Origin of the sequence: Kribbella sp. NPDC051952, from assembly GCF_040680855.1 — a bacterium.
GTDB lineage: Bacteria > Actinomycetota > Actinomycetes > Propionibacteriales > Kribbellaceae > Kribbella.
Genome location: NZ_JBFAXQ010000010.1, coordinates 90347 through 117145 on the forward strand (window position 1 = coordinate 90347; position 26799 = coordinate 117145).

The 26799-nt window shown below is 67.1% G+C and carries 24 protein-coding genes and 1 tRNA gene; 6 read left to right on the forward strand and 19 right to left on the reverse strand.

Going from position 1 to position 26799, the window contains the following annotated elements; genetic code table 11:
- Nucleotides 1-121 precede the first annotated feature (121 nt).
- The gene (locus AB0L70_RS20005; RefSeq protein ID WP_363686085.1) at nt 122-679 is read left to right on the forward strand and encodes a tyrosine-type recombinase/integrase; all 558 of its coding nucleotides are present in this window, start codon (nt 122-124) and stop codon (nt 677-679) included.
- A 709-nt stretch (nt 680-1388) separates the two neighbouring features.
- Here AB0L70_RS20005 and AB0L70_RS20010 read toward each other — a convergent pair.
- A tRNA-Met gene (locus AB0L70_RS20010) sits at nt 1389-1465 on the reverse strand.
- A 115-nt stretch (nt 1466-1580) separates the two neighbouring features.
- Here AB0L70_RS20010 and AB0L70_RS20015 point away from each other — a divergent pair.
- Both AB0L70_RS20015 and AB0L70_RS20020 read left to right on the forward strand, forming a co-directional pair.
- Nucleotides 1581-2546 (forward strand): GNAT family N-acetyltransferase, encoded by a 966-nt coding sequence (locus AB0L70_RS20015; RefSeq protein WP_363686087.1) that lies wholly within the window; start codon nt 1581-1583, stop codon nt 2544-2546.
- Nucleotides 2547-2729: 183 nt separating this feature from the next.
- Nucleotides 2730-3266 (forward strand): hypothetical protein, encoded by a 537-nt coding sequence (locus tag AB0L70_RS20020; RefSeq protein WP_363686089.1) that lies wholly within the window; start codon nt 2730-2732, stop codon nt 3264-3266.
- Between the two features lie 73 nt (nt 3267-3339).
- Here the strand turns inward: AB0L70_RS20020 and AB0L70_RS20025 are convergent, their stop codons facing one another.
- Genes AB0L70_RS20025 through AB0L70_RS20045 form a run of 5 tightly spaced genes read right to left on the reverse strand, consistent with a single transcriptional unit; the run spans nt 3340 to nt 8720 of the window.
- Nucleotides 3340-6327, reverse strand: a complete 2988-nt coding sequence (locus tag AB0L70_RS20025) for a UPF0182 family protein (RefSeq protein WP_363686091.1) — start codon at nt 6325-6327, stop codon at nt 3340-3342.
- Nucleotides 6324-6941 (reverse strand): PPA1309 family protein, encoded by a 618-nt coding sequence (locus tag AB0L70_RS20030; RefSeq protein WP_363686093.1) that lies wholly within the window; start codon nt 6939-6941, stop codon nt 6324-6326. Before AB0L70_RS20030 ends, AB0L70_RS20025 begins: the two co-directional genes overlap by 4 nt.
- Nucleotides 6942-6984: 43 nt before the next feature.
- Nucleotides 6985-8022: a PDZ domain-containing protein gene (locus tag AB0L70_RS20035; protein WP_363686095.1), complete on the reverse strand. Its 1038-nt coding sequence runs from the start codon at nt 8020-8022 to the stop codon at nt 6985-6987.
- Entirely contained in the window at nt 8019-8264 is a 246-nt protein-coding gene (locus tag AB0L70_RS20040; protein WP_363686097.1) for a hypothetical protein, read from the reverse strand. Before AB0L70_RS20040 ends, AB0L70_RS20035 begins: the two co-directional genes overlap by 4 nt.
- 30 nt (nt 8265-8294) lie before the next feature.
- On the reverse strand, nt 8295-8720 hold the full coding sequence (locus tag AB0L70_RS20045) for a molybdenum cofactor biosynthesis protein MoaE (protein ID WP_363686099.1): 426 nt from the start codon (nt 8718-8720) through the stop codon (nt 8295-8297).
- A gap of 276 nt (nt 8721-8996) precedes the next feature.
- Between AB0L70_RS20045 and AB0L70_RS20050 the strand changes: the two genes are divergently transcribed.
- A complete protein-coding gene (locus tag AB0L70_RS20050) occupies nt 8997-10286 on the forward strand; it encodes a zinc-dependent metalloprotease (RefSeq protein ID WP_363686101.1) in 1290 nt (429 codons plus the stop codon).
- Between the two features lie 307 nt (nt 10287-10593).
- Nucleotides 10594-11181 carry an NUDIX domain-containing protein gene (locus AB0L70_RS20055; RefSeq protein WP_363686103.1) on the forward strand — a complete coding sequence of 196 codons (588 nt, stop codon included), beginning with the start codon at nt 10594-10596 and terminating at the stop codon, nt 11179-11181.
- Between the two features lie 1307 nt (nt 11182-12488).
- Here the strand turns inward: AB0L70_RS20055 and AB0L70_RS20060 are convergent.
- The gene (locus AB0L70_RS20060) at nt 12489-13130 is read right to left on the reverse strand and encodes a hypothetical protein (protein WP_363686105.1); all 642 of its coding nucleotides are present in this window, start codon (nt 13128-13130) and stop codon (nt 12489-12491) included.
- On the reverse strand, nt 13127-13534 hold the full coding sequence (locus AB0L70_RS20065; RefSeq protein ID WP_363686107.1) for a helix-turn-helix domain-containing protein: 408 nt from the start codon (nt 13532-13534) through the stop codon (nt 13127-13129). The genes AB0L70_RS20060 and AB0L70_RS20065 overlap by 4 nt, the downstream gene beginning before the upstream one ends.
- Before the next feature lie 103 nt (nt 13535-13637).
- Here AB0L70_RS20065 and AB0L70_RS20070 point away from each other — a divergent pair, with 103 nt between their 5' ends.
- On the forward strand, nt 13638-14561 hold the full coding sequence (locus AB0L70_RS20070; RefSeq protein WP_363686109.1) for an NADP-dependent oxidoreductase: 924 nt from the start codon (nt 13638-13640) through the stop codon (nt 14559-14561).
- Here the strand turns inward: AB0L70_RS20070 and AB0L70_RS20075 are convergent.
- The 11 genes from AB0L70_RS20075 to AB0L70_RS20125 form a co-directional block, all read right to left on the reverse strand.
- Nucleotides 14551-15192 (reverse strand): response regulator transcription factor, encoded by a 642-nt coding sequence (locus tag AB0L70_RS20075; protein WP_363686111.1) that lies wholly within the window; start codon nt 15190-15192, stop codon nt 14551-14553. The two genes, AB0L70_RS20070 and AB0L70_RS20075, sit on opposite strands and share 11 nt — an antisense overlap.
- Nucleotides 15193-15272: 80 nt before the next feature.
- Nucleotides 15273-17240: a hypothetical protein gene (locus AB0L70_RS20080; RefSeq protein WP_363686113.1), complete on the reverse strand. Its 1968-nt coding sequence runs from the start codon at nt 17238-17240 to the stop codon at nt 15273-15275.
- The gene (locus tag AB0L70_RS20085) at nt 17237-17872 is read right to left on the reverse strand and encodes a prepilin-type N-terminal cleavage/methylation domain-containing protein (RefSeq protein ID WP_363686115.1); all 636 of its coding nucleotides are present in this window, start codon (nt 17870-17872) and stop codon (nt 17237-17239) included. Before AB0L70_RS20085 ends, AB0L70_RS20080 begins: the two co-directional genes overlap by 4 nt.
- A complete protein-coding gene (locus AB0L70_RS20090) occupies nt 17863-18297 on the reverse strand; it encodes a type II secretion system protein (RefSeq protein WP_363686117.1) in 435 nt (144 codons plus the stop codon). Before AB0L70_RS20090 ends, AB0L70_RS20085 begins: the two co-directional genes overlap by 10 nt.
- A complete protein-coding gene (locus AB0L70_RS20095; RefSeq protein WP_363686119.1) occupies nt 18297-19502 on the reverse strand; it encodes a type II secretion system F family protein in 1206 nt (401 codons plus the stop codon). The genes AB0L70_RS20090 and AB0L70_RS20095 overlap by 1 nt, the downstream gene beginning before the upstream one ends.
- The gene (locus tag AB0L70_RS20100; protein WP_363686121.1) at nt 19499-21091 is read right to left on the reverse strand and encodes a GspE/PulE family protein; all 1593 of its coding nucleotides are present in this window, start codon (nt 21089-21091) and stop codon (nt 19499-19501) included. The genes AB0L70_RS20095 and AB0L70_RS20100 overlap by 4 nt, the downstream gene beginning before the upstream one ends.
- A gap of 26 nt (nt 21092-21117) precedes the next feature.
- A complete protein-coding gene (locus tag AB0L70_RS20105) occupies nt 21118-22215 on the reverse strand; it encodes a type IV pilus twitching motility protein PilT (protein ID WP_363686123.1) in 1098 nt (365 codons plus the stop codon).
- Between the two features lie 81 nt (nt 22216-22296).
- Nucleotides 22297-22695, reverse strand: a complete 399-nt coding sequence (locus tag AB0L70_RS20110; protein WP_363686125.1) for a prepilin-type N-terminal cleavage/methylation domain-containing protein — start codon at nt 22693-22695, stop codon at nt 22297-22299.
- 225 nt (nt 22696-22920) lie between these two features.
- Nucleotides 22921-24693, reverse strand: a complete 1773-nt coding sequence (locus tag AB0L70_RS20115; protein ID WP_363686127.1) for a helix-turn-helix domain-containing protein — start codon at nt 24691-24693, stop codon at nt 22921-22923.
- Between the two features lie 4 nt (nt 24694-24697).
- Nucleotides 24698-25999, reverse strand: coding sequence for an MFS transporter (locus tag AB0L70_RS20120; protein ID WP_363686129.1), 1302 nt, complete (start codon nt 25997-25999; stop codon nt 24698-24700).
- Between the two features lie 15 nt (nt 26000-26014).
- Nucleotides 26015-26743: a 3-hydroxybutyrate dehydrogenase gene (locus tag AB0L70_RS20125; RefSeq protein WP_363686131.1), complete on the reverse strand. Its 729-nt coding sequence runs from the start codon at nt 26741-26743 to the stop codon at nt 26015-26017.
- Between the last annotated feature and the right edge of the window lie 56 nt (nt 26744-26799).

The following is a 26799-nucleotide window of genomic DNA, read 5'->3' on the forward strand; positions in this document are numbered from 1 at the left end:
ACATGTGCCTAACGGAATCTCCCCGTTCATCAGAGTTTCAGTGAATACACTTTCGATCCCCATTGTTCCTTGACTCCCTGTCGCGGCCCACGGATTCTCGGGAACCGATTCGAGGTTCAGAATGAGCGATTCTGCATCCATTACAACCGGCTCGCTGGCTCAACGACGAACGCGACGGCGCTGGACCTCTGCCTCGCGAAATTGCCGCCCAAGGGAGCGCGGCCGACGTTCAGCAAAGAAGCAGCACGCGATCTGGACCCCGCCACAACTTGGCGCGTTTCTACTCGTCGCCCTCCGAGATCGCTATGACGGAATGTGGGTGCTCGCGGCAACTACAGGAATGCGCCGATCTGAGCTGGCCGGCGTCGAGGGAAAGATGGTCGATTTGGACGCGGGCGCGTTGACTATCGAAGACACTCGGGTGGTGGTGCGTGGACGAGCCGAGGCGTCAGACGGCAAGTCCGAATCGAGCCAGCGCGACATCTCGCTCGACAGCTTCACTGTTCGCCACCTGCGCAGCTACATCGGCCGGATGAACGAAGAGCGAGAGGCGTTTGGCGACAGCTACCCGAACCACGACTACGTCATGGTCGGACCGGAAGGTCGACCGCTGCACCCCGACACGATCACCGCACGGTCCAATCGCCTCGTGGACAAGGCGGGCTCTAGGGCGTCGTAAAGGAGTCGTCCCAACTCGGTGATTGTGAACCGCTCGCCAGATAGAACCGATGTGAACGTGACGAAGCCCTGATTCGACAGCCTTACGAGCCCGAACACCAATGCCTCCTCGTTCACTTGGAGGCGCGCGGACAGTCTGCGAGCGGTCTGCATCTCATCGGTCTCGGGGGTCTCGTCTTCCGGTTGCTCCATCTGTTGGACGAACACATACCGATCGCGGATCTCGCGCAGTCATTGATGCCTCATAAAGGAGGCGCGTCACGAGTGGGACCAGCTCGGGTTTCTCTGCGATCCGTTGGGCGAGATCCTCCCGGGTCAGTCCGGAGGTCGCCACTGCCGCCTTGAGCGCCTGCGACCGATTCTTGCTCCACTCGCTGGCGACCGCCTCCAACATGCGCTTGACGAGAGGTCCCGCGCCTGGCATCAGGGAGGACACGACATCGCCGGCAAGATCACCGGGCAAGGACTCGTCTGTATGCAGGGTTGAACCTTGGTGCCAGTTCTCCGCTCATGTCCACATCACGCGAGAGATAATCAAGCCACTGGGTACCCGTGGCGCGGTCCGACACTAGATGCCTGCGGACGGCGTCGGCCGATGGCCATCCAGGCGATCCCGACTGATGGATTGACAGCCGACCAGGACTGCGCAGAACCGCAGGTCAGACGGCACAACAAAACGAAGGCCCGGACCTGTTGGTCCGGGCCTTCTGTGGTAGCGGGGGCAGGATTTGAACCTGCGACCTCTGGGTTATGAGCCCAGCGAGCTACCGAGCTGCTCCACCCCGCGCCGTTGTGTCTTTAGTTTAGAGGATCTGGGCCGAGCAACCAAATCGGTTCCCGGTGTGGCTCTGACCTGGTGAAAACCCGTTCCGCCACCCGGGCGAGCGGCGTACCGTCCGGGTATGTCCAGACACGTCATCCGGCCGTTCGAGGCCACGGATCTCGGTGCGGCCGCCGGTCTGCTCGCGCAGCGGCACAAGGAACATCGCAAGCGCCACCCTCTGCTTCCGGCGGATTACGAGGACGAACTGCTCGCCCTGGTCGAAGTGACGGCCCTGTGGGAGAGCGAGAGCGCCTCTGGTGCGGTGATGATCGAGGACGGCGAACTGACCGGATACGTGCTGGGGGCACCTAAGAAGTCGCCGGTCTGGGGGCCGAACATCTGGGTCGAGGCCGCGGGTCACGCCGTACGTGAGCCTGAACACATTCGTGACTTGTACGCTGCCGCGGCAACGAAGTGGGTCGACGACGGTCGGATCGCGCATTACGCGCTGGTCCCGGATGACCCACAGCTCTTGGATGCGTGGTTCCGGCTCGCGTTCGGCTCGCAGCATGCGCACGCGGTCCGGCCCGCCCCGACAACTCTCCTCCTGCCGCCTCCGGATCTGCTGGTCCGTCGAGCCGTCCGCGAAGACATTCCAGTACTCGCGGAGCTCGATCTGGCACTGCCCCAGCACCAGGGTCTGTCGCCGGTGTTCGCCACCGGGGAGCTGCCGACCCTCGAGGAGGCAGTGGCGGATTGGGAGGAGTCGATCGACGACCAGGACTACGCGAGCTTTGTTGCCGAGTACAACGGTCAGGTGATCGGGTCCGCGGTCGGGTGCTCGCTGGAGAAGTCGAGTTCGCACAGCGGGTTGGCTCGGCCGGACAACGCCGGCTTTCTCGGATTCGCCGCCGTACTGCCGTCGGCTCGGGGGCACGGCGCCGGGCGGGCGTTGGGCGAAGCGGTACTGCAGTGGGCGGCGACGACCGGGTACACGTCGGTGGTGACCGATTGGCGGGTGACGAATCTGTTGTCGTCGCGGACCTGGCCGCGGCTCGGGTTCAAGCAGACGTTCCATCGGTTGCATCGGATGATCGGGCACTGACTTCGGGCGGTTATCCACAGCTTTGAATTCGCGGGTCGAGGGCTGGGGTGATCACGGCATGTTCTTGGGCACGAAGGCGTCTCGCAGCAGGTGAGGCGTCACGGTTCCCAGGAGGCAGCCATGTCGCGTTCTTCCCTTCGTTCCCGAGTCGTTCCGCCGACCCGTCGCATCGTGCTGGGCCGTATGGTGCTGGGGAGCGCGGTCGTCCTCGCCTCACTCGGCGCCTGGACCGCCACCGTGGCCGCGGCGAGTGAGCCCGGGCCGCGCTCGGGTTACTCCGTGGCACCTCCTTCGACCGAGCAAAGGGCATGCACCTTGGACGGCTTCGTGATCGAGCAGCTACCCGACGGGATCGGTACGCCGAGCGACTTCGAGTACGAGTGGGAGGACGTGAGTTTCCGCAGCCGGGTCTGGGAGACCGGACCGGATCCGGAGGGTGCGTTCAAGGTCGATCTGACCATCAAGACGCTCCGCGGCGAGAAGCTGACCGATCTCGCGGCCCTGAAGACGTTCCTGATCGAGTACGAGGAGAAGGATCCGGACAGCTGGGCGTTGACCCCGGTCAAGGTCGGTGGGTACGACGGTCTGCTCGCCGGGAACGAGGTGTTCTACTTCATCGAGCCGGGCGTCGCGGCCGAGGTGACGATCGACCACGACCGCCTCACCGACGAGGACCTCCTCGACACCGCCGCCGGCTTCCACCCGGAGACCACTACCTGATGCCCTAGGCAACGGAACGGGGCGGCGACGCCGACTGGTGTCGGTGTCGCCGCCCCGGGAAGCGGCCTGCGGATCAGCCTGTCGGGGAACTCGGCGGACTGGTCGGATTTGCCGGCGTCGACGGAGTGCCGGACGGTGTGCCCGACGGCGTTGTCGTCGGGTTCGGTGTCGCGGGTGTGGCCCCAGCCTTGATGGCCTTGTCGACCGCGGCCTTCATCTTGTTCACCTGGGACTGGTACTCGGCCAGATTGCCGGCCTTCAGAGCATCTTGTGCCGCTGTGTACGCGGCCTGCGCTTCGGCCAGCGCCTGCGTGACCGTTGGGTTCTGCGTTGGGTTGTTCGGCGGAGTCGTCGTACCGCCGGGTTGTTCATTGGTTTGGACGTTGGTGTCGAAGACCTTGGTCAGCGCTTCCGACAATGTGGCGCCGAAGGCTACACGATCACCGAAGGACACCAGCACGTACCGCAGGACGGGGTAGCTACCAGGCCCGCTCGTCCGGACCGAGTACACGGGCTGGACATAGAGCAGACCACCGCCGAGCGGCAGCGTCAGCAGGTTCCCGAACTGGGCTCTGGCGCCGCTGGACGGCTGGTTGATCGGCAGCAACGCCGTTCTGATGCCCTCGTCGGTCTGGAACTTGTTGAACACCTGTCCCGGGCCAGGAATCTGCAGGTTGCCGGGCAATCGCAGTATTCGGAACTGGCCGTAGTCCGGCGATGAAGCCTCGGAATCGACGGCCATGAACGCGGTCAGGTTCTCCCGTTCCGCGTTCGGCACGTAGACCGAGGTCAGCGAGAACTTCGGCTCGGTCTGACCGGGCATCCGCAACGAGAGGTAGAAGGGAGGTTGTTTCACTTGCGCCGACGAATCACTCGACGTCACCGCGGTCGGGTCAGCCGGGACACGCCACAGGTCGCTGTTCTGATACCAGGTGGTCGCGTCCGTCACGTGGTACTTGGCCAGCAGGTCGCGCTGGACCTTGAACATGTCCTCCGGGTAGCGCAGGTGCGACATCAGCTGCGGCGAGATGTCCGAGCGCGGCTTGACCGTGCCCGGGAACGCCTTCATCCACGTCTTCAGGATCGGGTCGCTCTCGTCCCAGGCATACAGCTCGACCGATCCGTCGTACGCGTTGACGATGGCCTTGACCGAGTTGCGGATGTAGTTGATCTGCTCGCTCGGCTGCTGCGCGATGGTGCCACGACCGGTCGTCGTGTCCCGGGTGCTCTCGTCCAGGGCGACCTTCTCGGAGTACGGGTAGTTCGCCGTGGTGGTGTAGCCGTCGACGATCCAGACGACCTGGCCGTCGACGATCGCCGGGTACGGGTCACCGTCCGGAGTCAGCCACGGCGCCGCCTTCTCGACCCGCTCGCGCGGAGTGCGGTCGTAGAGGATCTTCGAGTCGGTGTTGACCCGGCTGGAAAGCAGGATGTTCGCGTCCCGGAACTTGGTTGCGTAGAGCAACCGGTTGCCGAACGATCCGAGCCCCACACCACCCTTGCCCTGATAGGTGTTCAGGGTCGGGTCGCCGCCGCTCTTGCCTTCGGGTGTGTCGAGCTCGACCGCCTGGCCGCCGTTCGGTCCACCGACGATCGAGTAGTCCGGAGACTGCTCGCCGAAGTAGATCCGCGGTTCGTAGTCACCGAGGTCACCCTTCGGCGGCAGGTCCTTCTCGGAGAACACCGGCGTTCCGTCAGGTGCACGCTGGTTGCCGTTCGCCGCGACGACGCCGTACCCGTGGGTGTAGACGGTGTGGTCGTTGTTCCAGTTGCGCTGGCCGGCGGGCAGCCGGTCGATCTGCACCTCGCGGACCGCGATCACGGTGTCGTTCACCTTGGTGCCGACCTTGTAGCGGTCGACGTCCAGATCGGTCGGGAACGAGTAGAAACCGCGGACCTGCTGCAACTGCTCGAAGGTGGGGCCGACCACCGTCGGGTCGATCAGCCGGATGCCCGGCAGCACCTCGGTGTCGGCCAGCAGCTCGCTCGGCTTCGCCGTCGTCAGCGCCGGGTAGTTGATGACCTGCGTCCGCTCCAGACCGTAGGCCTGCCGCGTCGCCGTGATGTTCTTGGCGATGTACGGCCCCTCACGCACCGGCTCGCTCGGACGGACGCGCAACTGCTGCAGCGCGGCCGGCCACAGGGCGCCGAGGAGGATCGCCGACAGGATCAGGACGACCGTGCCCACACCGGGCAGGAGCCAGGTGCGGCGGACCACGTTCGCGAAGAACAAGCCCGCGCACAGGACCGCGATGACCGCCAGGATCTCCTTGCTGGGCAGAACCGCGTTGTCACCGGTGTAGGAGATACCCGTGAACAGCCTGCCGTCGGACGTCGTCAGACCGAACCGGTCCAGCCAGTAGCTGAAGGCCTTGAGCAGGACGAGCAGACCGAGCAACACGGAGAACTGGACCTGCGCCGCACCGGAGGCCTTCTGGCCCTTGGCGGACGGGCGGAAACCGCCGTACAGGTAGTGGGTGATGATCGCGGCGACCAAGGAGAGCAGCACGATCGAGTAGCCGAAGCCCAGCAGGACGCGGAGCCACGGGTAGTCGAAGACGAAGAACGAGATGTCCTTGTTGAAGTGCTGGTCGTTCACACCGAACGACGTTCGGTTCCGCCAGGCCAGGAACACCTTCCATTCGCCCGACGCGGCCGAGCCACCGAACACCAGCATCAGGGCCGCGACCACACCGATGGCGATCTTCCCGCGCTGCTGCAGCAGATCGCCGTACCGCTCGAAGCCGGGGCTCGGCGACGGCGCGAGGGCGACCCGCGGGCGGGTGCGGAAGGCGACCACGATGTTCGCGACGACCGCGACGGCCATCAGCAGGCCGACCACTACGAACAGCAGGACTCGCGTGCCGAGCACCGTGCTGAACACGGAACCGAGGTCCACCGAGCGGTACCAGAGCCGCTGGGTCCAGACGTCGGTGAAGACGCTGAAGAGGATCAGCAGCACGATCAGGGTGGCGATCGTCGGCAGCAGGGCCCGGGGACGCCCGCCTGTTCGCCGCGTCCTCCGCGGCTCCTCCGGCATGTCGTAGACGCCGTCACTCATGATCGGTTCTCCTCGTCGTCACTCATGCCGTCGACCCCAGGGCCCTCGCCCGGCCGGATGCCGACCGAAGGCTCGAATGTCAAAGACAGTACTTCGCACAGCGTGGGGACCAAGTCGATGCCGGTCAGTACGGCGGTGTCCTCGTCATGGGAGCGCAGCCGGACCGCACCGAACCGGTCGCCTTCGCGGAGCACGGCGGCGACCATCCGAACCTCGTGGCGGCGCGGATCGCTGCCTGCCATCCGGGCGAGCTCGGCATCCGCCTCGACGCTGGACAGACCCGCCTCGGCCGAGGCGGGTAGGACGATCCGCTCGATCGCCAACGCGCAGCCACTGACGCCGTCGGGCCATTCGATCCGGGCCAGCGCGTCGGCCAGGTGCTCGTCTTCTACGGCGCCCGGCAGTTCGCCCTGGGCGACCGGAGTCAGCGGCTGGGATGCGTCCTCGGCCCCGAGTTCGGCCGCCAGTTGGGGCTCGGCGCGGAGGAGCTCATCGGTGGGGACCAGCGCGAACAGCTGCGCGGGCTGGTCCCAGCCCGCGCTGCTCACGTGCTTCTCGATCTCGATCACTGCGCGGCTGAGCGCGTCAGGAGGAAGGATGCCTACGGAGTCCATGCCGGCAGATCTCCCCTTTGGCTGGCCGGTGCGTACAGGTGGCTCAGGATGTGCATGCCGGGACATCTCCCTTTCCGGTGGCGACCGCCTGCAGTGCGGTGATCGCGTCGCTCAGGGTGCTGATCTTCACCAGCCGGATGCCCTTCACGTCGGCATGCAGTGCTGCTTCACAGTTCGGGGCCGGGACCAGGAAGACCGTGGCGCCGTCGTTCTTGGCGCCGGCGATCTTCTGCTGGATGCCGCCGATCGCGCCGACCTGACCGAGTGCGTCGATCGTGCCGGTGCCGGCGACGTGCTTGCCGTCCAGCAGCGGGCCTGGCGTCAGCTTGTCGTAGATGGCCAGTGCGAACGCCGTCCCCGCGCTCGGGCCGCCGATGTCCTGGCCGAGGTTGACCGTCACCTTCACCGGAGAGTCGACTCCGATGGTGATGCCGACCATCGGCCGCGTCGTCTCCCCCGGCGTGGCAGCGGTCTTCAGCTGCACGGTCTGCTCGGCAGAACCGCGGCGGATCAGGAAGACGACGTTCTCGCCGACCTTGTGCTTACGAACGAAGTCGCCGACCTGCGGGACCTGCGTCACCGTCTGGCCGTCGACTGCGAGGACGACGTCGCCGGCCTTGAGCTTGCCCTCGGCCGGGGTGTCTTTGGAGACCGTCGAGACCTTCGCGTGGAACGGGACCTTCGCCGCCTGGAGTGCGGCTGCGATCGCGCTGTCCTGCGAACCGGTCATCTCTGCGGTGTTCTGCTGCTCGACCTCGTCGGCGCTCTGATCCGGCGGATAGATGATGTCGCGCGGGAACAGGTCGTGGTGCGGGTCGAGCCAGTTCCGCATCGCCTGCGGCAGGGTCAGTTCACGGTCCGGCGAGGTGACCGACACGGTGGTCAGGTCGAGCTGGCCGCTGGTCGGGAACGTCTCGTGCCCGGTGATCTCGATGACCGGCTTGTTCTTCGCCGTACCCAGGGTGTCCTTGACCGGGCCCGGGCTGAACGACACGAACGGCACCGGGAACGCGGTGACCAGTCCGAGCGAGATGACGAGCACGACGATCGAGGCGACCAATGTGGCGGTACGACGTGTCACGAACCCTGCCCTGCGATCTTGGTGGACGGTGTGTCAGCGCGGCGGCCCAGACCGCGGCGGCGGGGCGGAACAGCGCGCGGGCCGGGCGCGGCGATCGCCTCGTTGAACCGACGGAAGTCGTCGACCGAGTCGAAGGCACCACCGGATCGGCGCGGGCCACGGCTCCGCCCACGCCACGCCGCCCAGCACATCGCCAGCAGCGTGGCGACCAGCGGGAACGCCAGCCACGCCAAAACCTTCATCCGGCCACCTTCATGCGCCCAGCGTACGTGTCAGTGAGCGCCGACCCACTCGCTGGCACCGTCGGTGAAGTGCTGGTGTTTCCAAATCGGAACCTCGGCCTTGAGATCGTCGATCAGCCGACGGCACGCGGCGAACGCGACATCCCGGTGAGAAGCGGCCACGGCCACGATCACGGCGGCGTCCCCGATCCTCAGGTCGCCGGTCCGGTGGACGGCGGCCAGCGCGGTCACGGCGGGGTCGTCACAGATACGCAGCGCTACCTTCCGCAGGTGTTCCAGCGCGTCCGGGTGTGCCTCGTAGCTGAGCCGATCGACCGGCTTGGCCTGGTCGTGGTTGCGCACGGTCCCGATGAAGAGAGCGGTCCCACCTGCGGTCGGATCGGAGACGGCAGCCAGCACCTCGTCGCTGGACAGGACATCCGCCCGGATGTCCAGCAGCCTGATCGTGTCGCTCATCCGTCCCTCATTCCCGGCAGGCCCCCGACCCGCACCCAGCTACCCCGAACACCCGATTGTCCCTCTTATCTGCCTCCAGCCCGAATCCGCCCTTCTTCCGGGCCGTTCAACACTGTTGCCTTGCTCACCTACCCGCGATCCACGCCGCCTGCGGGCGGGAGGTGGGTCTGCCCCGGGTGAACTGGAGCGTTAATCCGTTCGCCGGGGGCGGAACCGGTGGGTGGAACCAGTACGTTGGAGTATGTACGCCCCACCCGCACAGGAAGGCCCACTGACATGAGCGATGAACCGGACAACCCGTTCAAGGGAACTCCGTTCGAGGCCATGTTCCAGCAGTTCTCCGGTGCGGCCGGCGCGGGCGGCACCCCGGATCTGAACGCGATCTTCGCCCAGGTCCAGCAGATGCTGAGCGGTTCCACCGACGGCAAGCCGGTGAACTGGGATCTGGCCAAGGACATCGCCCGCAAGACCGTCTCCGCCGCCGGCGACCGGTCGATCGTCGCTGCCGACACCGACCGGGTATCGGACGCGGTCCGGCTGGCCGAGCACTGGCTCGACGAGGCGACCACGCTGCCCGAGGTGTCCGCCACATCCGCGGCCTGGAGCCGGGCGGAGTGGGTCGAGAACACGCTGCCTGTCTGGCAGACGATCGTCGACCCGGTCGCCGAGCACGTCGCCGGCGCGATGGGCAATGCCCTTCCGGCCGAGGCACAGCAGTTCGCCGGCCCGATGGCCGGCATGCTGCGCCAGCTGGGCGGGTCCGTCTTCGGCGCGCAGGTCGGTCAGGGGCTCGGGGAGCTCGCGACCGAGGTTGTGAGCTCGTCCGACATCGGGCTGCCGCTCGGACCGACCGGTCAGGCGATCTTGCTTCCCGACAACGTCGCGAAGTTCGCCGAGGGTCTTGGGCTGACCGACGAGGACGTTCGGCTCTATCTGGCTCTGCGTGAGGTCGCGCATCAGCGTCTGTACGCAGGTGTGCCGTGGCTGCGTCAGCACCTGCTGGCCGCGGTCGCCGACTACGCCGCCGGCATCGAGGTCGACACCGCGAAGATCGAGTCCGCGATGTCCGGGATCGACCCGCAGAACCCGGAGGCCATGCAGGAGGCCCTAGCGGGCGGACTGTTCGAGCCCGAGGACTCCGAACAGCAGAAGGCGGCTCTGGTCCGGCTCGAGACGAACCTCGCGCTGGTCGAGGGCTGGGTCGACGACGTCGTACGGCAAGCGACCAAGGACCGGATGCCGGCCGCCGTCCAGCTCGCCGAGACAGTACGCCGTCGCCGCGCCGCCGGTGGACCGGCCGAGCAGACGTTCGCCACGCTGGTGGGTCTCCAACTCCGCCCCCGCCGCCTCCGCGACGCCGCCAACCTCTGGGCCGCCGTCCGCGACGCCCGAGGCGTAGCCGGCCGCGACGAACTCTGGTCGCACCCCGACCTCCTCCCCAGCGCCGCCGACCTGGACGACCCCATCGGCTTCGCCCAACACGCCGGCGAACTGGCCGACATAGACATAACCGACTTCCTCCCCAACGAAGAACCCCCCGAATCCGGCGAACCCCCCACCAAATAACCTCCGCTCCACGAGCTGAACTCCCACCTGCTCCGTCCGCCGGGCAGGATGTCCGCACGCACGCCACCCAGCAGGACGAGACTGCCCGCGGTGACAGTCATGGGCTCCACCGAGCGCGCTGTCGATGTTCGTGGAGCGCTGTCGCACCTCCTGTTTGTCTTCGGTGGGTGGGGCGGGTCGGCATCTCGCACGGCCTGGAGCAAGGCGTGGGTTCGTGTGGTGATGGGGTGGGGATACGTGGTTTGTGGTGGGTGGATGGGGCTTCGGTGGGGTGGGGGAGACTTGGCGGGTGATTGATGGTGGCTTGGTGGCGGATGGGGTGCTTCATCGGGATGCGGTTGGGGTGTTGGAGGGGTGGAGTGCGCCTGATCGTGAGCAGGAGGAGTTGCGGGAGCACTATCTGCGGCATTTGAAGGAGCATGCGGATGGGGTTTGGCGGAGTTCCCGGCCGGAGCACATCACGGCGAGTGCGCTCGTGGTCGACGCGTCGGGTAGTCGGGTGCTTCTCACGTTGCACAAGACGGTCGGTCGTTGGCTCCAGCTCGGCGGACATTGCGAGCCGGACGACATCACGTTGGTTGGTGCGGCTTTGCGTGAGTCCGTTGAGGAATCCGGCCTGGACGGCCTGACGATCACGCCGGCTCCGGTCCAGCTCTCGCGGCATCAGATCCTTGCGGGCGGGTGCGCCGGCGCATTCCACCTCGATGTCCAGTACGTCGTCACCGCCACCGCGAGCACCGACTACACCGTCAGCGACGAGTCCCACGACCTCGCATGGTTCCCCCTCGACGCGCTCCCCCAAGACCTCGACCCCACAGTCCGCCAACTAGCAACCCGCGCCCGCGACCACCTCACCCCACCCAGCACCCGCGGCCCGCGCACACACCCTGCTTAACCCTGCACACCGCCAACACGAAGCACCCACAGACCGCGTCGACCGCAGCGGCGGAATCGGCCGGCCGGTACGGCGATGACGGCACCGACCCCAGATACGAAGATGCTCCCGCATTCGCGGCGCGTCCCGTAGGCGATGCGTGATCCCGTAGGCGCTAGGTGGTGGCGTCTGGCGATGCGTGGCCCCGAATGGCGCTGGGTGGTGGCGTGTCGCGAGGCATGGTCCCGTGGGCGCTGGGTGGTGGCGTGTCGCGAGGCATGGTCCCGTGGGCGCTGGGTGGTGGCGTGTCGCGAGGCATGGTCCCGTGGGCGCTGGGTGGTTCTGTGTGACCCAACTTGATCACGTATGGCGTTGGGTCAGGGAACCACGTACGACGTGGACCGGGGAGACACGTACGTCGTCGGGGCCAGGGAGACGTACGCCGTCGGGCAAGGGAGACGTACGGCGTCGGAGCATGGAGACGTACGGCGTTGGAGCGTGGAGACACGTACGAGGTTGGATCGGGGAGAGACGTACGACGGGTAGAGCTGTGGGCCGGTTGGATCAACCGGCCCACCCCCTACCTACCGGCCAGAAGAGCCCTCGTATCCCTGCTCTTCCATCCCGCCGCATCCCGATGGACTAACCATCAGGGCTGCGAGTGCACCCGGACGCGTCGGACGACCGGCCCGCGACCCGTAGCCGAGCTCCGCCCCCGGGTCGTACCGTTGTCCCCACCAGGCTGCTGGTCCACCCGAGTCCCGCCCTGTACTACTCCCGCGTATTACTTCCCCTTGTGCTGCTTCCCCTTTGTGTTGCTCCCATCCCCCGATGGGTGCCTTGCGAGCCTGCTCTACTAACAGTCCCCCGTGGGCTCGCGTTTGGATCCATCCCCCGATGGGTGGTGCCTCTTCCGCTGGTGGCGAGCTCGCACTGTCCTCGGGTTCCCCGTGTCGCCCGTTGAACTGCTCGTTTCCAGTGGCGTGTTGCTGTCGTGCTGGTTCGCGGTGGCATCCCATCGGGCTCCTTACTCCCGATGGGATGGTCCCCGTGAGTCCCCCGCTGGACTACGGAATTCCGTTGTCGTATTTGCTGCTTGGTCCCCGTCGAGTCCCATCCCCCGGTGGTGCTCGTTTGTTGCTTCCCCGTGTGGTTGCCGTCGGCCCCGTCAGGGTGGGGCTTGGGCTGATCGCATCCCCCCGGGTGCGACCGTCGAGCGGGGGTGGGCTGGCTCGAAGTACCGCCCCTGAACGGCATCGAGATCAGTCCGGACTCCCCCAGGAGTTCCCGCTGCTTGGAGAACGAGCGGAGCGCAGGAAGGTGACGGGTCAGGAGTGACGAAGTAGGGATCTTGTCGCGTCCCAGCCTTCGAGGCCGGGATCCAGTCGCGCTATGTCAGCGGACGATCGCAGACGGTGCCAACCGGGGCCGATAGCAACGGCGTGGCGGCGGGGTTTGTGGGACTCGAGTTCGGACAGCGGGGTATCGAACGTTGGGGCTGCCGCGGCTACCCAGGAGGCGGATGGGAGGTTGACTCCGATTGCGGCGAGCGTGCCGTCTTCGGCGGGGGTTACGGCGATGTCCGCGCTGCTGAGGGCGCGGAAGAGTTTGCCGATGAGGAGGCCGGGGAGGTCGGGTACGTCGTACGAGACGGCGACTACTGCGGCAGCCGGGCCGGCGAGTTCGACGGCGTCGAGGATCGGCCGGTCGGAGCTGACGGCGTACACCGGCGTCCCGGGCCAAGTCAGCTCAGCAATCTCAGCCACCGCCGGGTCTGACGAGTTGGCGACGGAGGGGGTGACGACGGCTACTGCTACTTCTACGCGGTCTAGGGCGGCTAGGACTTCGTAGGTGTCTTCGGCCAGGGCTAGGCGCCATGCGTCGGGTGAGCGGCCGGGTGGGGCCCACGTCCCCTGGGCGGGTACGACGAGGACGACCACGCGCCGGTCAGCAGCAGACGGGTCGGTCACGCGGAGGCGCTTTCGGCGTCGTAGGCGGATCGGGCCGTGGTGACCTCGGGCATGTGGGTTTCGGCCCAGTCTTTGATCGCGGCGATCAGCGGCATCAGGGTCTGGCCCAGCTGGGTCAGCTCGTAGTCGACGCGCACCGGGACCGACGGCGTGACCGACCGACTCACCAGCCCGTCGCGTTCAAGCAGGCGCAGGGTCTGGGTGAGCATCTTCTGGCTGACACCGGCGATCCGGCGGGACAGATCGGAGTACCGCTGCGGCCCGTCCGACAGAGCGGTGAGGATGAGCGTCACCCATTTGTCGCTGATCCGGTCCAGCAACTGCCGGGCCGGGCAGGTCGCCAGGAAGGCGTCGTACTCCCGGGCGGCAACTTCGCGGCGTTGGGCGGCGGTGCGCGTCGGCATGGCTCTCCTCGTCGTGCGATACCCACTTCGAAGTGCGTACTTCCCGCCAGAGAGTAACTCTCCGACAGTGGTGTCTCCAACACAAATAAGGAGAGCGAACGATATGCGCGCACTGGTGGCCCGAGGGCTCGACGAACCGGAACTGATCGAGATCGCGGTACCCGAGCCGGCCGCGGGCCAGGTCCGGATCAAAGTAGCCGCCGCAGCAGTCAATCCCGTGGACCTGGCCGTCAACGCCGGCCTGGCCGTCCAGTTCGGCCTGACCGCGGCCAGACCGCAGTTCGGCCTCGGCTGGGACGTCGCCGGCACCGTGGACGCGGTCGGCCCCGGTGTCGACCTCCAGCCGGGTACGGCGGTAGTCGGGCTGGCCGACCTGTTGGGCCGGGCACTAAAGACACACGCCGAGTACGTCGTACTCGACACAGACGCGGTCACCCGGGCACCACAGAACGTCGACCTGACAGCAGCTTCGACCTTCCCGCTCAACGCATCCACGGCCTTGCAGGCGTACACGACACTCCAACGAGAACCCGGCCAGACAGTGCTGGTCACCGGCGCGGCCGGCGGCGTCGGTGGGTACGCGATCGAGCTCGGCAAGCACTTCGGGCTGACCGTGATCGCCAGTGCGGCCGCGGAGGACGAGGAGCTGGTACGGCGCCTGGGCGCAGACCACTTCGTTCCACGGTCGCACGACCTGTCGGCCGCCGTACGAGAGATCGTTCCGCAGGGCGTGGACGGTCTGATAGACGCCGCGATCGTCGGAGTCGGAGCGCAGGAGGCTGTCCGCAACGGTGGCCGACATGTGCACCTACAAGGCGGACCGCTGCCGCCGCACCTACGCGGGATCACCGTGGTCCAGCAGTTCGTCCACGCGACCCGCACCGTTCTCGACGAGCTTGTGCGCCTGATCGAGGCAGGCGTCGTCTCGACCCGCGTCGCCGAGACCTACCCACTCGACGACGCCGCCGCGGCGTATGCCCGGCTGGCCAAAGGCGGCGTACGCGGACGCTTGGTACTCAGGCCTTAGGAGCGATGAGCCCGCGTTGGAGGGCGGTCATGATGGCCTGGGCCCGGTTGGAGACCTCGAGCTTCTCGTAGAGCCGTTCCACGTAGGTCTTAGCCGTCGACACGCTGACCGATAACGCCACCGCGATCGCACGCACCGATAACCCCTGGCCGAGCAACTGCAGGACCTGAGTCTCGCGAGGGCTCAGAAGCGTCTGCCCGCTGGGCTGGTCCCGCCGAGCCATCGCGGGACCTAGCCCAGTCGCCGTGAACGACGTAGGCGCGACAGCCGCATGCCGGATCGCCGCGAGGATCTCGTCCGTCGGCGCGGTCTTCGCGACGAACGCGGACACACCGGACTCCAGCGCATCGAACAGCACGCTGTCCTGGCCCTCCGGCGCCAGCAGCACGATCCCCAACTCGGTGTACCGGTCCCGGAGATCGCGCGCAGTACGCAGACCCTCGAGATCAGGCGGCGTCACATCGAGTACGACGACATTCGCGCGCGCGGCCAGCACGATCCCGACCGCCTCCGCGCGGAGGCCGGTGTTCCCGACGATCTCCAGATCCGGTTCCTGGTCGACCAGACCGGCCAGTCCGTACCGGACCAGCGTGTGACTGTCGATGACGACAACCTTGACCAACTCGCTCATGAATTCCCCCGCAGACCAAACTACGCAGCGTGACACCTTTGCGGTAGAGATCAGCGAAGGAGCCACTCGACACATCACCATCAGCCCGGTCGCCACCATCCGAGTACGGTCACGGCGCGCCGCCCGGCGACCGGAGCGGTCGGATCGGCGTCGACCAGCCCGATTCTCGACTGCAGCGCCGGGCGGCCACTGGGCGCGCAGATCAGCGCCCCCGGACAGATGTACGCCGCAAGGTGCAAGCCAAAGGTGAAACCGGGCGAATTGTCCGGCAGATCGACCACCACACCGGACAGCGTTCCCGTTGCGGTGATCCGTAACGCACGAATCACCGCACCAGCTCGGAGCACCGCCGCAGAAGGGCTCGGCGCGACCGTCAGATCCAGCACCCCGTCCGGCGCGTACACCGTGCCCTGCACGTAGAACCGCCCGGCCGCCTTGACCATGGCACAAGCGCTTGTACTACTGGGATACGGCCCGTCCGTCACACACCCATCCGCAGCCCGCAACGCCGGCGGGGTGAAGCTGAGCTCCAGCCGAACCGCATCGATGTCCTCGGTGTCGTCCTTCGCCGCAAGCCGCGCAAAGAGCGCCACGCTGGCCCCGGTGAATGTCCCGCCATAAACAGCCCGAGCCAGCGCCCCAGTCCGGTCCGCATCGAGCGGGACAGTCTCGGTCTGGTACGCCGTTCCGCCCGACCCGCCAGTCACCGACGCAGTGAGAGGTGCACCCGAGCCGACGTCGACCGACAGATCAAGCTGATCCGTCGACCCCGGATCACTGTGCCGATGAGTAACCTTCAATGCGGCCGACTGAAGCACCGAGCCGGCCGGAATCACGCCAGCCGGCGTGTAACCGTTCAGAGTGAGCCCAGCGCTGTCCCCCGCCACCGTGCTCTTCCAACTGGCCGCAACACCGTCGACCGTGCTCAGCCGGCCCGGAGTCGCGGTCAGCCCGAACTTGCTCAGCAGTGAGACCGCAGTCGGTTTCAAAGCCGACGACTCCAGGGACTCAACCCCGCCGGTGAGTCCCTGGAGAGCAATCGCCGGCCGGGTCGAGGAGTAGCTCCCGCAGAGCTCGGCCTTCGCCGACGCCTTCACCTCGAGCCGGCTGTCCCCGCCGAAGACGAACTGGACCCCACCGGTCGCACCACTCAGCGGACTGAGACACGAGCCGGGGATCACGACCGGACCACCGGCCAGCGTTCCACCGACCAGATTGCCGTCCTCGATGGTCCAGACATTCTCACCAGCAGACAGCAGCGGATTAACGGTGTTGTGGAAGTCGAAGTAGTACGAGCCCGGCTTGAACCACCACGTGCTCCCGTGACAAGCACTGCCGCTCTTCATCATCGCGCTCAGCCCGACAGCGTCGTCGTAGTAGCCAGGCAAGAACGTGACGACGGAGTTAGGCGTCGTACAGGCCGGCAGCGACCGGTGGACCGGCACCGCCGTCAACGGTGACGGATAGCCGGGGTCGTCTCCGTGCGGCAGAACAGAACCGCATAAGCCGAGCACGTCTCCGGTACATCCACCGCGCGCCGACAGCGAACCAAGAACCTTCAGCGAGCCGGATGCCACGGAGACCGTCGAGTTCGACGACACGTCGCCGTGGATCTGCAGGTTCGAACCGGCGGGCTGGTTGATCGACAGGCCGTCCTCCCCCGCGATCCGGCCCAGCGTGAGGATCGCGTTGTCCGGCCGGTTGCAGTCAGCCGCGTCATGGCACTGCACCACCACCTGCTTGGGATCCGGCCGACACGTGACAGCGGCGGAGTCCAAACCGTTGAACAGCACCAGCGACAGCGTGTTGGAGAGTCCGAAGCACCGCTGCCCCGGTTCGCCGTTGTAGGTGCTGTTCCGCAGGTTGTTGATCGCGGCCTCCATCGCACCGTCAGCCGTGTACGACGCCGCGGTCTCCCCCTGCAGGCTCTTCGAAACCCGTTGCGCCGTGTCGGTCCGGGTCAACAGCGCGGACAGCGCCACCCCGATCACGGTGATCACCACGAGCACGAGCAGGAGTGACGACCCGCGTTCGTCCCGGCGCCTCACCCCTGCCTCCGCAGTCCGCTGAGGACGACCTCGTAGTCACCGGTCGACGGCTTCGTCAGCAGGAAGCGCAACGTGATGTCCTCCGGCAGAACAGTTGCATCACAGGCACTCGAGCACGTGACCGTCAGGCTCCCCGGCTTCACATTGGACGCAATACGTACGTCGGACGTGGGCGTCGTACTCGGCTCGAGGCATTGCGCGCGGCGCACCTCGCTGACCCCGTCGGCGACCTTCACGTAGTAAGCGACCACAGCAGTACGCCGAACTGCCGGCGTGACCGTGGTATCCCAATTGTCCGACAGCAACCGCACCGCTGCGTCCGGCAGCGGACCACAGGTGACCCCACCCACGCTGAAGGCCGCATCCAGCTCGACCGACGGCTTGAACGGCAACAACCCGTCAGCGCCCACAGCGCCGTAGTCCCGCAGTCCCACTGCCGCCACATCTCGAGAGAAGTACGTCGACCCGAGCTGGGAATCTTGCGACATGTCCAGCCGGTCGGACGTCGCACTCATCTGCCGCAATGCGTTGATCACCAGGTCGGACAGTGCGAGCGACACGACCCCCATCAGGGCGATCGTGATCAGCACCTCGATCAGCGTGAAGCCTTGTTCGGCGCGCCTCAGCTGCACGGTGGATCCTCCGGCCGGCAGGGCTTCCGCAGTACGACGTCCAGACTCTCGGCGGCACGTCCGTCCGTGCTGGCGACGGACACCCTCAACCGCTGCACTCCGCGATCTGGCAGGCACAACGGCAGCCACAACGCCCCGGTCCAGTACTGCACCGACCCGCTCACCACACGCGCCGTGAACCCGTCCGGCGGGACGAAGCCAGGTACGGCGTACGACGAGGCACACGCGACGTAGTGGCCATCGGCAACGTACTTCTGGAGGGCCTCCGCGTAGTCGCGAACCGTCGTACCGGCGGTCGCCTCCTTGCGCTGGACGTCCGACATCAGCACGGTCGTGGTCAGACCGGACATCACCGCGACGATGGCGACGCCCATCAACCCGATCGCGACCACCAGTTCGAGCAGGCTCTCCCCGCGCTCCCGCATCAGCCCTGCACCTGCCGGAAGATCCCGTACATCGCGGACACCAGCGCGATCGCCACGAACCCGACCACGCCACCCATCAGCACGATCACGGCCGGTTCGAACAGGCCGATCAGCTTCTTGAGCTTGTAGTCCAGCTCGCCCTCGTAGTACTGCGCGGTGACCTCGAGCTGACCGTCGAGCGTCCCCGTGTCCTCGCCGACCCGGAGCATCTGGGCCGCAGTGGGCGGGAACAACCCGGAGGCGGCGAGCGGCCGGGCCAGGCCCTCGCCCTGCAACATCGCCTCCATCACGCGAGCCAACGACCGGCGGTACACGCGGTTCGGCAAGGAGCCGGTCGCGACGCGCAACGCCTGCGGCAGCTGGACACCTGCACTGACCATCGACGAGAGAATCCGGCAGAAGCGCTCGACCAGCGCGAACTGCACGGTCGGGCCGATCACCGGCAACGCGAGCAGCAACCGGTCGCGCAGGTAGCGGCCTGGCGTCGTACTGAGCACGTAGACGAGGGCGAGGATGAGCACCCCCGTGCCAATCATCAGAGCCCACCACCAACTGCTCAGGAACTCCGTGATCGCCAGCAGGATCCTGGTCGGCAGCGGCAGCTTGGCGCCCAGGCTGGCGAAGAACTCCCGGAACCGGGGCAGTACGAAACCGGCCAGCACGACCAGAGTCACCACCGACATCGCGGCGACGACGGCCGGGTAGATGGTGGCCTGCTTGATCCGGCGACGGGCCTCGAGATCGCGTTCCAGGTAACGGGCGAGCTGGCCGAGCACGGTGTCGAGGCGACCGCTCAGCTCGGCGGACCGCAGGATGCCACGGTAGAACTCGGGGAAGATCCGCGGGTGCCGATCGAAGCAGTCCGACAGGGTCTCACCGTCGCGCAGGCCGTCCTCGACCTCCAGCATCATCCGGCGCACCGACGAGTTCTCCGCCTCCCGGCCCAGGCTGTGGACCGACTCGGTCAGCGGCAGGCCGGCCGCGACGAACGCACCGAGCTGCCGGGTCAGGTGCATCACCTCTTCCCGCTTCACCCGCCGTGCGGTGATCTCCAGTTGGAGCAGGCCCGGTTTCTCGGTCAGGCGGATGTTGTGGAGGTCGCGGTCGACCAACGCCTCCTCGGCCTCCTCGCGGCTCGGGGCCCGCGTCGTACCCCGCTTGGTGCTCCCGTCGGCCTCGACCGCGACGTACCTGTATCTCGTCATCGCATCCCTACCGTGTAGATCGAGCGGAAGACCTCTGCGACCGTGGTGATCCCGGTTTGCACCAGCCGGGCGCCCTCCTCCTGCAGCGTTCGCATGCCCTCGTAACAGGCGATCTTGCGGATCTCCGCGAGCGGCGCCTGATCGACCACCAGCTCCCGGATCGCGTCGGACACCGGCATCAGCTCGTACACACCGGTCCGGTCGAGGTAGCCGGTGTGCGCGCAGAAGTTGCAGCCCGCACCGCGGACCAGCCCGCCGGCCGGAGCCTCGGCACCGCTGCTCTGCATGAAGGCCCGCTCCACCGGCGGTGGGTCGTAGTACTCGCGGCAGTTCTCACAGATCTTGCGGATCAGCCGTTGCGAGACCACCGCACTCACCGACGACGCGACCAGGAAGTTCTCGATGCCCATGTCCAGCAGGCGATGCAGGGCCGTCGCGGTGTCGGTCGCGTGCACCGAGGACAGCACAAAGTGCCCGGTCAGAGCGGATTGGACGGCGATCCGCGCGGTCTCCACGTCCCGGATCTCGCCGACCAGGATGATGTCGGGGTCCTGCCGCAGGATCGACTTCAGCCCGGTGGCGAAGGTGATCCCGGCCGTCTCGTTGATCTGGATCTGGTTGATCGAGGCGTAGCTGTACTCGACCGGGTCCTCGATCGTCATCACATTGCGCTCGGGACTGTCGATCTCGCCCAGCGACCCGTACAGCGTGGTCGTCTTGCCACTCCCGGTCGGCCCGGCGCAGATGACCATCCCGTACGGCGTTCGCAGCAGGGCGGAGTACCGCTCGGTCAACTCGGGGGGCATCCCGAGCTGACCGAGCCGGAACAGTGGCCGGCTCCGGTCGAGGAGACGCAGTACGACCTTCTCCCCACCGACCACTGCCGCGGTCGAGACCCGGATGTCGACGTCTCGCCCTTCGACCTGCATCCGGATCTGACCGTCCTGGGAACGACGGCGTTCGACGATGTTGAGGTCCGCCAGCACCTTGATCCGGCTGACCACGGCCGGCCCGATCGTGCCGGGCAGATCGAGCTGGTCGCGCAAGGCGCCGTCGACCCGGAACCGCACCCGGACCCGGTCGTCGTGCGGCTCGATGTGGATGTCCGAGGCCCGGTCGCGCAGGCCCTGGGTGATGATCAGCTGGACCACCTGCACGACCGGCGCGTCCTCGTTCACCACGAGTTCGTCCGGCTCCGGCGCGGTATCCCTGGCCTGGAACTGCTGGATCGGTGCGTCGATCCCGGCCAGCGCGCGGTAGGTGTTGTCGATCGCGCGGACGATGTCCGGCGCGGCCGCGAGGGCCAGCCGGACCGGATGGCCGAGCGACTCCTCGATCTGGACCGCGAGCGCCGGATCCGCGAGTACGACGAGGACTTCGCCGTCGCGCATCGCCAGCGGCATCGCGGTCCAGGACCGGGCCAGGTTCTCGTCCATCAGCGCCGTCGCCTCCGCTTCCGGAGTGACGGTCCACAGATCGACCAGTGGGATGCCGTGCCGTTCGGCCAGTTGCGCGGCCCATCGCCGCGCAGCCTGGACGTCGACAGGTCCTTGAGGTCCAAGTGCTGGAACCGGTGCCGCGGGTGCCACCGGTTTTCCCCGTCCGCGGTGTTTCATCAAACCTGCCCTACTCCAGTTCGTGAGCGCGCCCGGAGTTCGATCTCCTTCGGATACGCGCTGCGGGCATAAGCTTCGGCGGCCGAGATGTCGCCGGCCTGGACCAGCTCGGACAGAGATTGCTCGAGCGTGATCATGCCTTCGCGCCGGCCGGTGACGAGGGCGTTGCGCAGTTGATGCGTCTTGCCCTCCTTGATCAGGTTGCGGATCCCGGCGTTCGCGATCATCACCTCGAATGCGGCGACCAAGCCGCCGCCGGTCCGCGGGATCAGCCGCTGGTGCACGACCCCGCTCAACGCGGCCGCGAGCTGGACCCGCACCTGCGACTGCTGCTCCGACGGGAACACGTCGATGATCCGGGCCAGCGACTGTGCGGTGTCGTTGGTGTGCAGCGTGGCGAAGACGAGGTGCCCGGTCTCGGCGATGGTGAGCGCGAACTGGATCGACTCCAGATCCCGCATCTCACCGACCAGCAGGACATCGGGGTCCTCGCGCAGCGCGGCCCGCAACGCGTCCGGGAACGATGCCGTGTCGCTGCCGACCTCCCGCTGGTTCACCGCCGAGCGGCGATGCTCGTGCACGTACTCGATCGGGTCCTCGATGGTGATGATGTGGCAGGCCCGGTCGGTGTTGATCTGATGAATGATCGACGCGAGCGTGGTCGACTTGCCGGAGCCGGTCGGACCGGTGACCAGCACCAGTCCTTGATGCAGCTGGGCCAACTTGGCGAGCACCGGCGGCAACCCCAGCTCCGACATCGTCGGGATGCTGCGCGGGATGATCCGAAGCGCCAGCGCCGTGTCGCCGCGCTGGGTGAACGCGTTCGCGCGGATCCGGGCGTTGTCCCGCCACGAGAACGAGAAGTCATGCTCGTACGTCGTCTGCCATACGTTCGACCGGTGTGGGTTCAGGACCTCGACGAGCATCGCCTCGGTGTCCAGGCGGGTCAGCCGGGTCGCGTCGGCGGAGGGACGCAGTACGCCGTGGACGCGCAACTGTGGCGCCATCCCGACGGTGAGGAGGAGGTCGGTGCCTCCGGCATTCCAGAGTTCTTCCAGCAACAGATCCACCCGGCTACCGGGCAGGGGAACTTTCATGACGCTCCTTCGGCGAGATCGTCGAACCGCGGTACGACGCGGACGTGCGCCGTACCGTGATCCGCTGGCCAGCGGGAGCGATCAGGTGCAGGCTCCGGACGCGGTGACGAGGCCGTTGACGCCGAGCGTGATGGCGTAGCCGTCGCCGTCCGGTTTGCTGCGCAGGAGCTGGTTGACGCCGACAGTGAGCTGCAGCCAGCCGGCGTCGCCGGCGGCCGGGTACGTGCCGTTCTTCGCGTAGTAGGCCTCGACGGCGACCTCGACGCTCTTCTTGTCGGTCTTGCAGGCGGCCGCGTTACCGCGGTCCTGGATGCCGGAGACGGCGAACACGACGATCCCGGACAGGACGCCGAGGATGACGATGACGACGAGTAGTTCGATCAGGGTGAAGCCGGACTCCGTCCTGGTCCGTGCTCGGTGGATCCGATTGCGGGCAGGGTGGACGGTCCGGGCGACCAGGGCCCGAAGGCGGTAGTTCATTCTTGCTTCCTTTGCAGATGCTCCGGCAAGCGACGGAGACGGGGTCTTCCAGGCGCGACAGCGCGCGGACGAGCGACTCAGCTCGACCCCTGTAAATCTCGCTGAGCCAGCCTCACATCCCCCCGGATGCCGCGCTGCTGACGCGTCAAAGACTTGCTCCTGCGAGCCCTGCGTCACAGCGGGTGAACGACCGACGACCCTAGCCACCTGGCCGACACGTGTCGGTCATTCACCCGACACGACGGCCTGCTGCAGGCGGAGGGCCACCTGGATGTCCAGGGCGCGATCAGGGGACTGCCAGCCCTCGCCGAGGAGGGCCGCGATGCGGTCCAAGCGCTGCTGAACGGTGTTGGGATGGATGTGTAGCTCACCGGCCGCGCGGGTCGGACTCTGGCCGGCGGCGAAGTACGCGCGGAGGGTGCCGACCAGGTCTGTCCCCCGCTGGTCGTCGTACTCGAGTACTGCGCCGAGGACGTGCCGGACATGCGTGTGGACATCGACCTCCGCCGCGCCGACCAGTCCGGCGACGCCGAGGTCGTCAGGTGTCGCGGACTCGCCGGTGCGACCGAGCCGGAGCATGGTCGTCGCCAGCCTGGCAGCCTGGCGATGCGCTTCGACAACCGAGCTCCAGCCCGCCGGTCCGGTCACGGCGATCGTCACGCCGGTCCGCTTGGACACCTCGGCCAACTCGCGGGCAGTCGACGTTGGATCGTTCCCGGCGAGCAGCAAGACCAGGTCACCGCCGTACGGACCGGACAGCACGAGCTTGTCCTCGAGCGGCGCCGAAAGCCGAGCACGTACGGCGGAGTGGTCGCCACGGCAGACAGCGACGACGAGGCGATCGCTGCGGTGGTTCGGGACGAGTAGCCGGAGTCGATCGGTCAGAGTCCGGCGGTCAGTGCTTCCACTGAGTACGTCGGCCAGGAGGTCCGCCTGTGCCCGTTGGGACTGCTCAGCGGCCTGGCGGCGGAACAACAACACCAGTGCGGTGACGACCGCCGCCCGTTCGACGATGCGCTGGTCTGCACCGGACAGCTCGCGTACGCCGCCAATCACCAGCGCACCGAGTCGCTCACCTTTGGCGGTGGCCGCGACGACCCAGCAGTCACCGATGCGGGTCAGCCGACCCGCCGAAGACTCCTGCCAGGGCACGGAAGTACCCGGCCCATCACCCGCCACGGCGAGCTCGTTGCCGACAGCATCGACCAGGACGACCCACACATCGAGCAGCTCGGCCAATGCGGCAGCGATCGCGTCCACATCCCCGCCAGACAAGACGATGCCGGCGAAACGGTCGTGCGCGGCGGCCGCGTGTTCGGTGCCCGCATGTGCCGCGGAAAGCTGGTCGAGCGCGGCCGCGGTCTCCACCGCGGCGCGGACCTGGACGATCGTCACCGCAGCCAGAGCGGCCAGGGTACCGAGCAGCGACACCTCCTCGCGGCTGAACGGCCTGGCGGTCCGGTTGGACGCGAAGAGTACGCCGACGAACGCGCCGTCGACGGTGAGCGGCGTACCGCAGATGGCGACCAGGCCCTCCTCACCCACGGCATCGTCGATCGGCGTGGTGTGCCGGAAGCGGCGGTCGGACGGGTAGTCCGCCGTCCAGTAGGGCTTGTAGGTCTCCGCGACCAGGCCGCCTAGTCCGGCACCGAGTGGCAGCCGTAGTTGCTGGAAGGCAGCCGAGACGGAGCCGTCGGTTGCCCGCATGTACGTGTCGCCGCGGGCCTCGTCGTACAGGGTCAGGTAGGCGACGTCCGTGCCGATGAGTGTGCGGGCGCGGTGGACGATCGTGTCCAGGACACTGCCGGGATCGCGTGCTGAGGCGAGCTCCCGGGCCACATCGACCAGCGTGGTCAGCTCGGCCTCACGCTTCTTGCCCGCGTCGATACCGGCCCGGATCCGCAGTACGAGCTCGCGTGCGACCGCGTCCTGACCGGCAGCCCGGGCCAGCTCGCTCCCGGGCGCGTCTTCGGCCAGCAGCCGCAACAACTCTTCCATGGTTCTACAGGGTAGTGAGGTCCCGGCGGTGTGTTTCGGAGTACGAGGTCACGGCGATCACCGAGATCACCGCACAGACGGCGACGTACACAGCGATCGCGTAGCCGGAGTCGTACGCCTTGAGCAGCGCAACCGCGATGAACGGAGCCAGACCGCCCGCGATGATCGAGGCGAGCTGGTAGCCCACCGACACCCCGGAGTAGCGGACGCGTGTCCCGAACAGCTCGGTGAAGAAGGATGCCTGCGGCCCGTACATCGCACCGTGCAGCACCAGTCCGACCGTGACGGCCAGTGTGGCGAGGGCGAAGTTCTTGGTGTCCACCAAGGCGATGAAGACGAAGCCCCACACGCCTACTCCGAACGCACCGATCAGGTAGACCGGTCGCCGGCCGACGCGGTCCGACAGCGCACCCCATGCGGGGATCGCGAAGAAGTGGATGGCCGCACCGATCAGTACGGCGTTCAGCGCGAAGGACTTGCCCATCCCCAGCTGCTCCTTCGCGTACGTCGCGATCACGATCGTGAAGATGTAGTAGCTGACGTTCTCCGCCATCCGTGCACCCATCGCGGTCAGGACCTCCCGCGGATAGCGCGTGATCACCTCGAGAATCGGCAGCTTGTCTGCCGGCTCCTGCTTCGCCCGCGCTTCCTTGAACACCGGCGACTCCTCGATCCGCAACCGCACCCAGAGACCAACCAGCACCAGTACGGCGGACAGCAGGAACGGAATGCGCCAACCCCACGAGTCGAAGGCCGCATCCGACTGGAACGCCGCCAGCCCAGCCAGTACGCCGTTTGCGATCAACTGACCCGCCGGAGCGCCGGCCTGCGGCCAGGACGCCCAGAACCCACGCCGTGCCGGGTCACCGTGCTCGGACACGATCAGTACGGCGCCACCCCACTCCCCACCGAGCGCAAAGCCCTGGATGAGCCGCAGCACGGTCAGGAGGATCGGAGCGAGCGCACCGACCTGCGCATAGGTCGGCAACAGGCCGATGGCGAACGTCGCGGCGCCCATCATCAGGAGCGACAGCACCAGCAACTGCTTGCGTCCTAACCGGTCCCCGAAGTGGCCGAACACCACTCCACCGATCGGACGGGCGAAGAAGCCCACTGCGAAGGTCGCGAAGCTCAGGAGTGTCCCAGTGAGCTCCTCACCCTTCGGGAAGAAGAGGTCTCCGAACACCACGGACGCGGCGACGCCGTAGAGGAAGAAGTCGTACCACTCGACCGTCGTACCGACGAGACTCGCGCCCACCACCCGGACGATCGACGTACGGGTGCGGACCGGTTCTGTAGCTGTCATTGGGCGGACTCCTTGCTAGTGGGCGGTCCAGCCGCCGTCGAGTACGAACGAGCTCCCCGTGATCGAGGCGGACGCCGGGCCGCAGAGCATCGCGACCACCTCCGCCACTTCGGCCGGCTCGATCAGCCGCTTCACAGCGACCGGCTCGAGCATGACCTTGTCCAGCACCTCTGCCTCGGACAGTCCGTGGGTGGCGGCCTGGTCCGCGAGCTGTCCGGTGACGAGCGGCGTCCGGACGTACGCCGGGTTCACACAGTTGCTGGTCACCCCGTGCGCCGCACCCTCCAGCGCGACCACCTTGCTGAGTCCTTCGAGTCCGTGCTTGGCAGCGACGTACGCCGCCTTGAACGGGCTGGCCCGGAGTCCGTGCACCGAGCTGATGTTGACCACGCGACCCCAGCCGGCGCCGTACATGTGTGGGAGCGTCTGCCGGATCAGGCGGAACGGTGACTCGAGCATGAGCCGGAGGATGTAGCTGAACCGCTCCGGCGGGAACTGCTCGACCGGTGCGACCTGCTGTACCCCGGCGTTGTTCACCAGGATGTCCACGTCCGTCGGCAGCTCGGACAACCGCCCCAGGTCGGACAGATCGGCTACGACGGTCTCAACACCGTCCAGCTCCGCCAGTCCGGCCGCGTCGAAGTCGACCGCGACGACGTGTACGCCGTCCGCCGCCAGACGTCGGGCACACGCGGCGCCGATGCCGGACGCAGCTCCGGTGACGAGGGCTCGACGGGTTTCCATGGTCGACGACTGTAGGAATCCACGCTCGACCGCACTATGGGATCAGGTCACACATC

Coding starts and splice junctions, on each gene's coding strand:
- AB0L70_RS20005 (WP_363686085.1), top strand. CDS start 122: ATGAGCGATTCTGCATCCATTACAACCGGCTCGCTGGCTCAACGACGA.
- AB0L70_RS20015 (WP_363686087.1), top strand. CDS start 1,581: ATGTCCAGACACGTCATCCGGCCGTTCGAGGCCACGGATCTCGGTGCG.
- AB0L70_RS20020 (WP_363686089.1), top strand. CDS start 2,730: ATGGTGCTGGGGAGCGCGGTCGTCCTCGCCTCACTCGGCGCCTGGACC.
- AB0L70_RS20025 (WP_363686091.1), bottom strand. CDS start 6,327: ATGAGTGACGGCGTCTACGACATGCCGGAGGAGCCGCGGAGGACGCGG.
- AB0L70_RS20030 (WP_363686093.1), bottom strand. CDS start 6,941: ATGGACTCCGTAGGCATCCTTCCTCCTGACGCGCTCAGCCGCGCAGTG.
- AB0L70_RS20040 (WP_363686097.1), bottom strand. CDS start 8,264: ATGAAGGTTTTGGCGTGGCTGGCGTTCCCGCTGGTCGCCACGCTGCTG.
- AB0L70_RS20045 (WP_363686099.1), bottom strand. CDS start 8,720: ATGAGCGACACGATCAGGCTGCTGGACATCCGGGCGGATGTCCTGTCC.
- AB0L70_RS20050 (WP_363686101.1), top strand. CDS start 8,997: ATGAGCGATGAACCGGACAACCCGTTCAAGGGAACTCCGTTCGAGGCC.
- AB0L70_RS20065 (WP_363686107.1), bottom strand. CDS start 13,534: ATGCCGACGCGCACCGCCGCCCAACGCCGCGAAGTTGCCGCCCGGGAG.
- AB0L70_RS20070 (WP_363686109.1), top strand. CDS start 13,638: ATGCGCGCACTGGTGGCCCGAGGGCTCGACGAACCGGAACTGATCGAG.
- AB0L70_RS20075 (WP_363686111.1), bottom strand. CDS start 15,192: ATGAGCGAGTTGGTCAAGGTTGTCGTCATCGACAGTCACACGCTGGTC.
- AB0L70_RS20090 (WP_363686117.1), bottom strand. CDS start 18,297: ATGCGGGAGCGCGGGGAGAGCCTGCTCGAACTGGTGGTCGCGATCGGG.
- AB0L70_RS20095 (WP_363686119.1), bottom strand. CDS start 19,502: ATGACGAGATACAGGTACGTCGCGGTCGAGGCCGACGGGAGCACCAAG.
- AB0L70_RS20105 (WP_363686123.1), bottom strand. CDS start 22,215: ATGAAAGTTCCCCTGCCCGGTAGCCGGGTGGATCTGTTGCTGGAAGAA.
- AB0L70_RS20110 (WP_363686125.1), bottom strand. CDS start 22,695: ATGAACTACCGCCTTCGGGCCCTGGTCGCCCGGACCGTCCACCCTGCC.
- AB0L70_RS20115 (WP_363686127.1), bottom strand. CDS start 24,693: ATGGAAGAGTTGTTGCGGCTGCTGGCCGAAGACGCGCCCGGGAGCGAG.
- AB0L70_RS20120 (WP_363686129.1), bottom strand. CDS start 25,999: ATGACAGCTACAGAACCGGTCCGCACCCGTACGTCGATCGTCCGGGTG.
- AB0L70_RS20125 (WP_363686131.1), bottom strand. CDS start 26,743: ATGGAAACCCGTCGAGCCCTCGTCACCGGAGCTGCGTCCGGCATCGGC.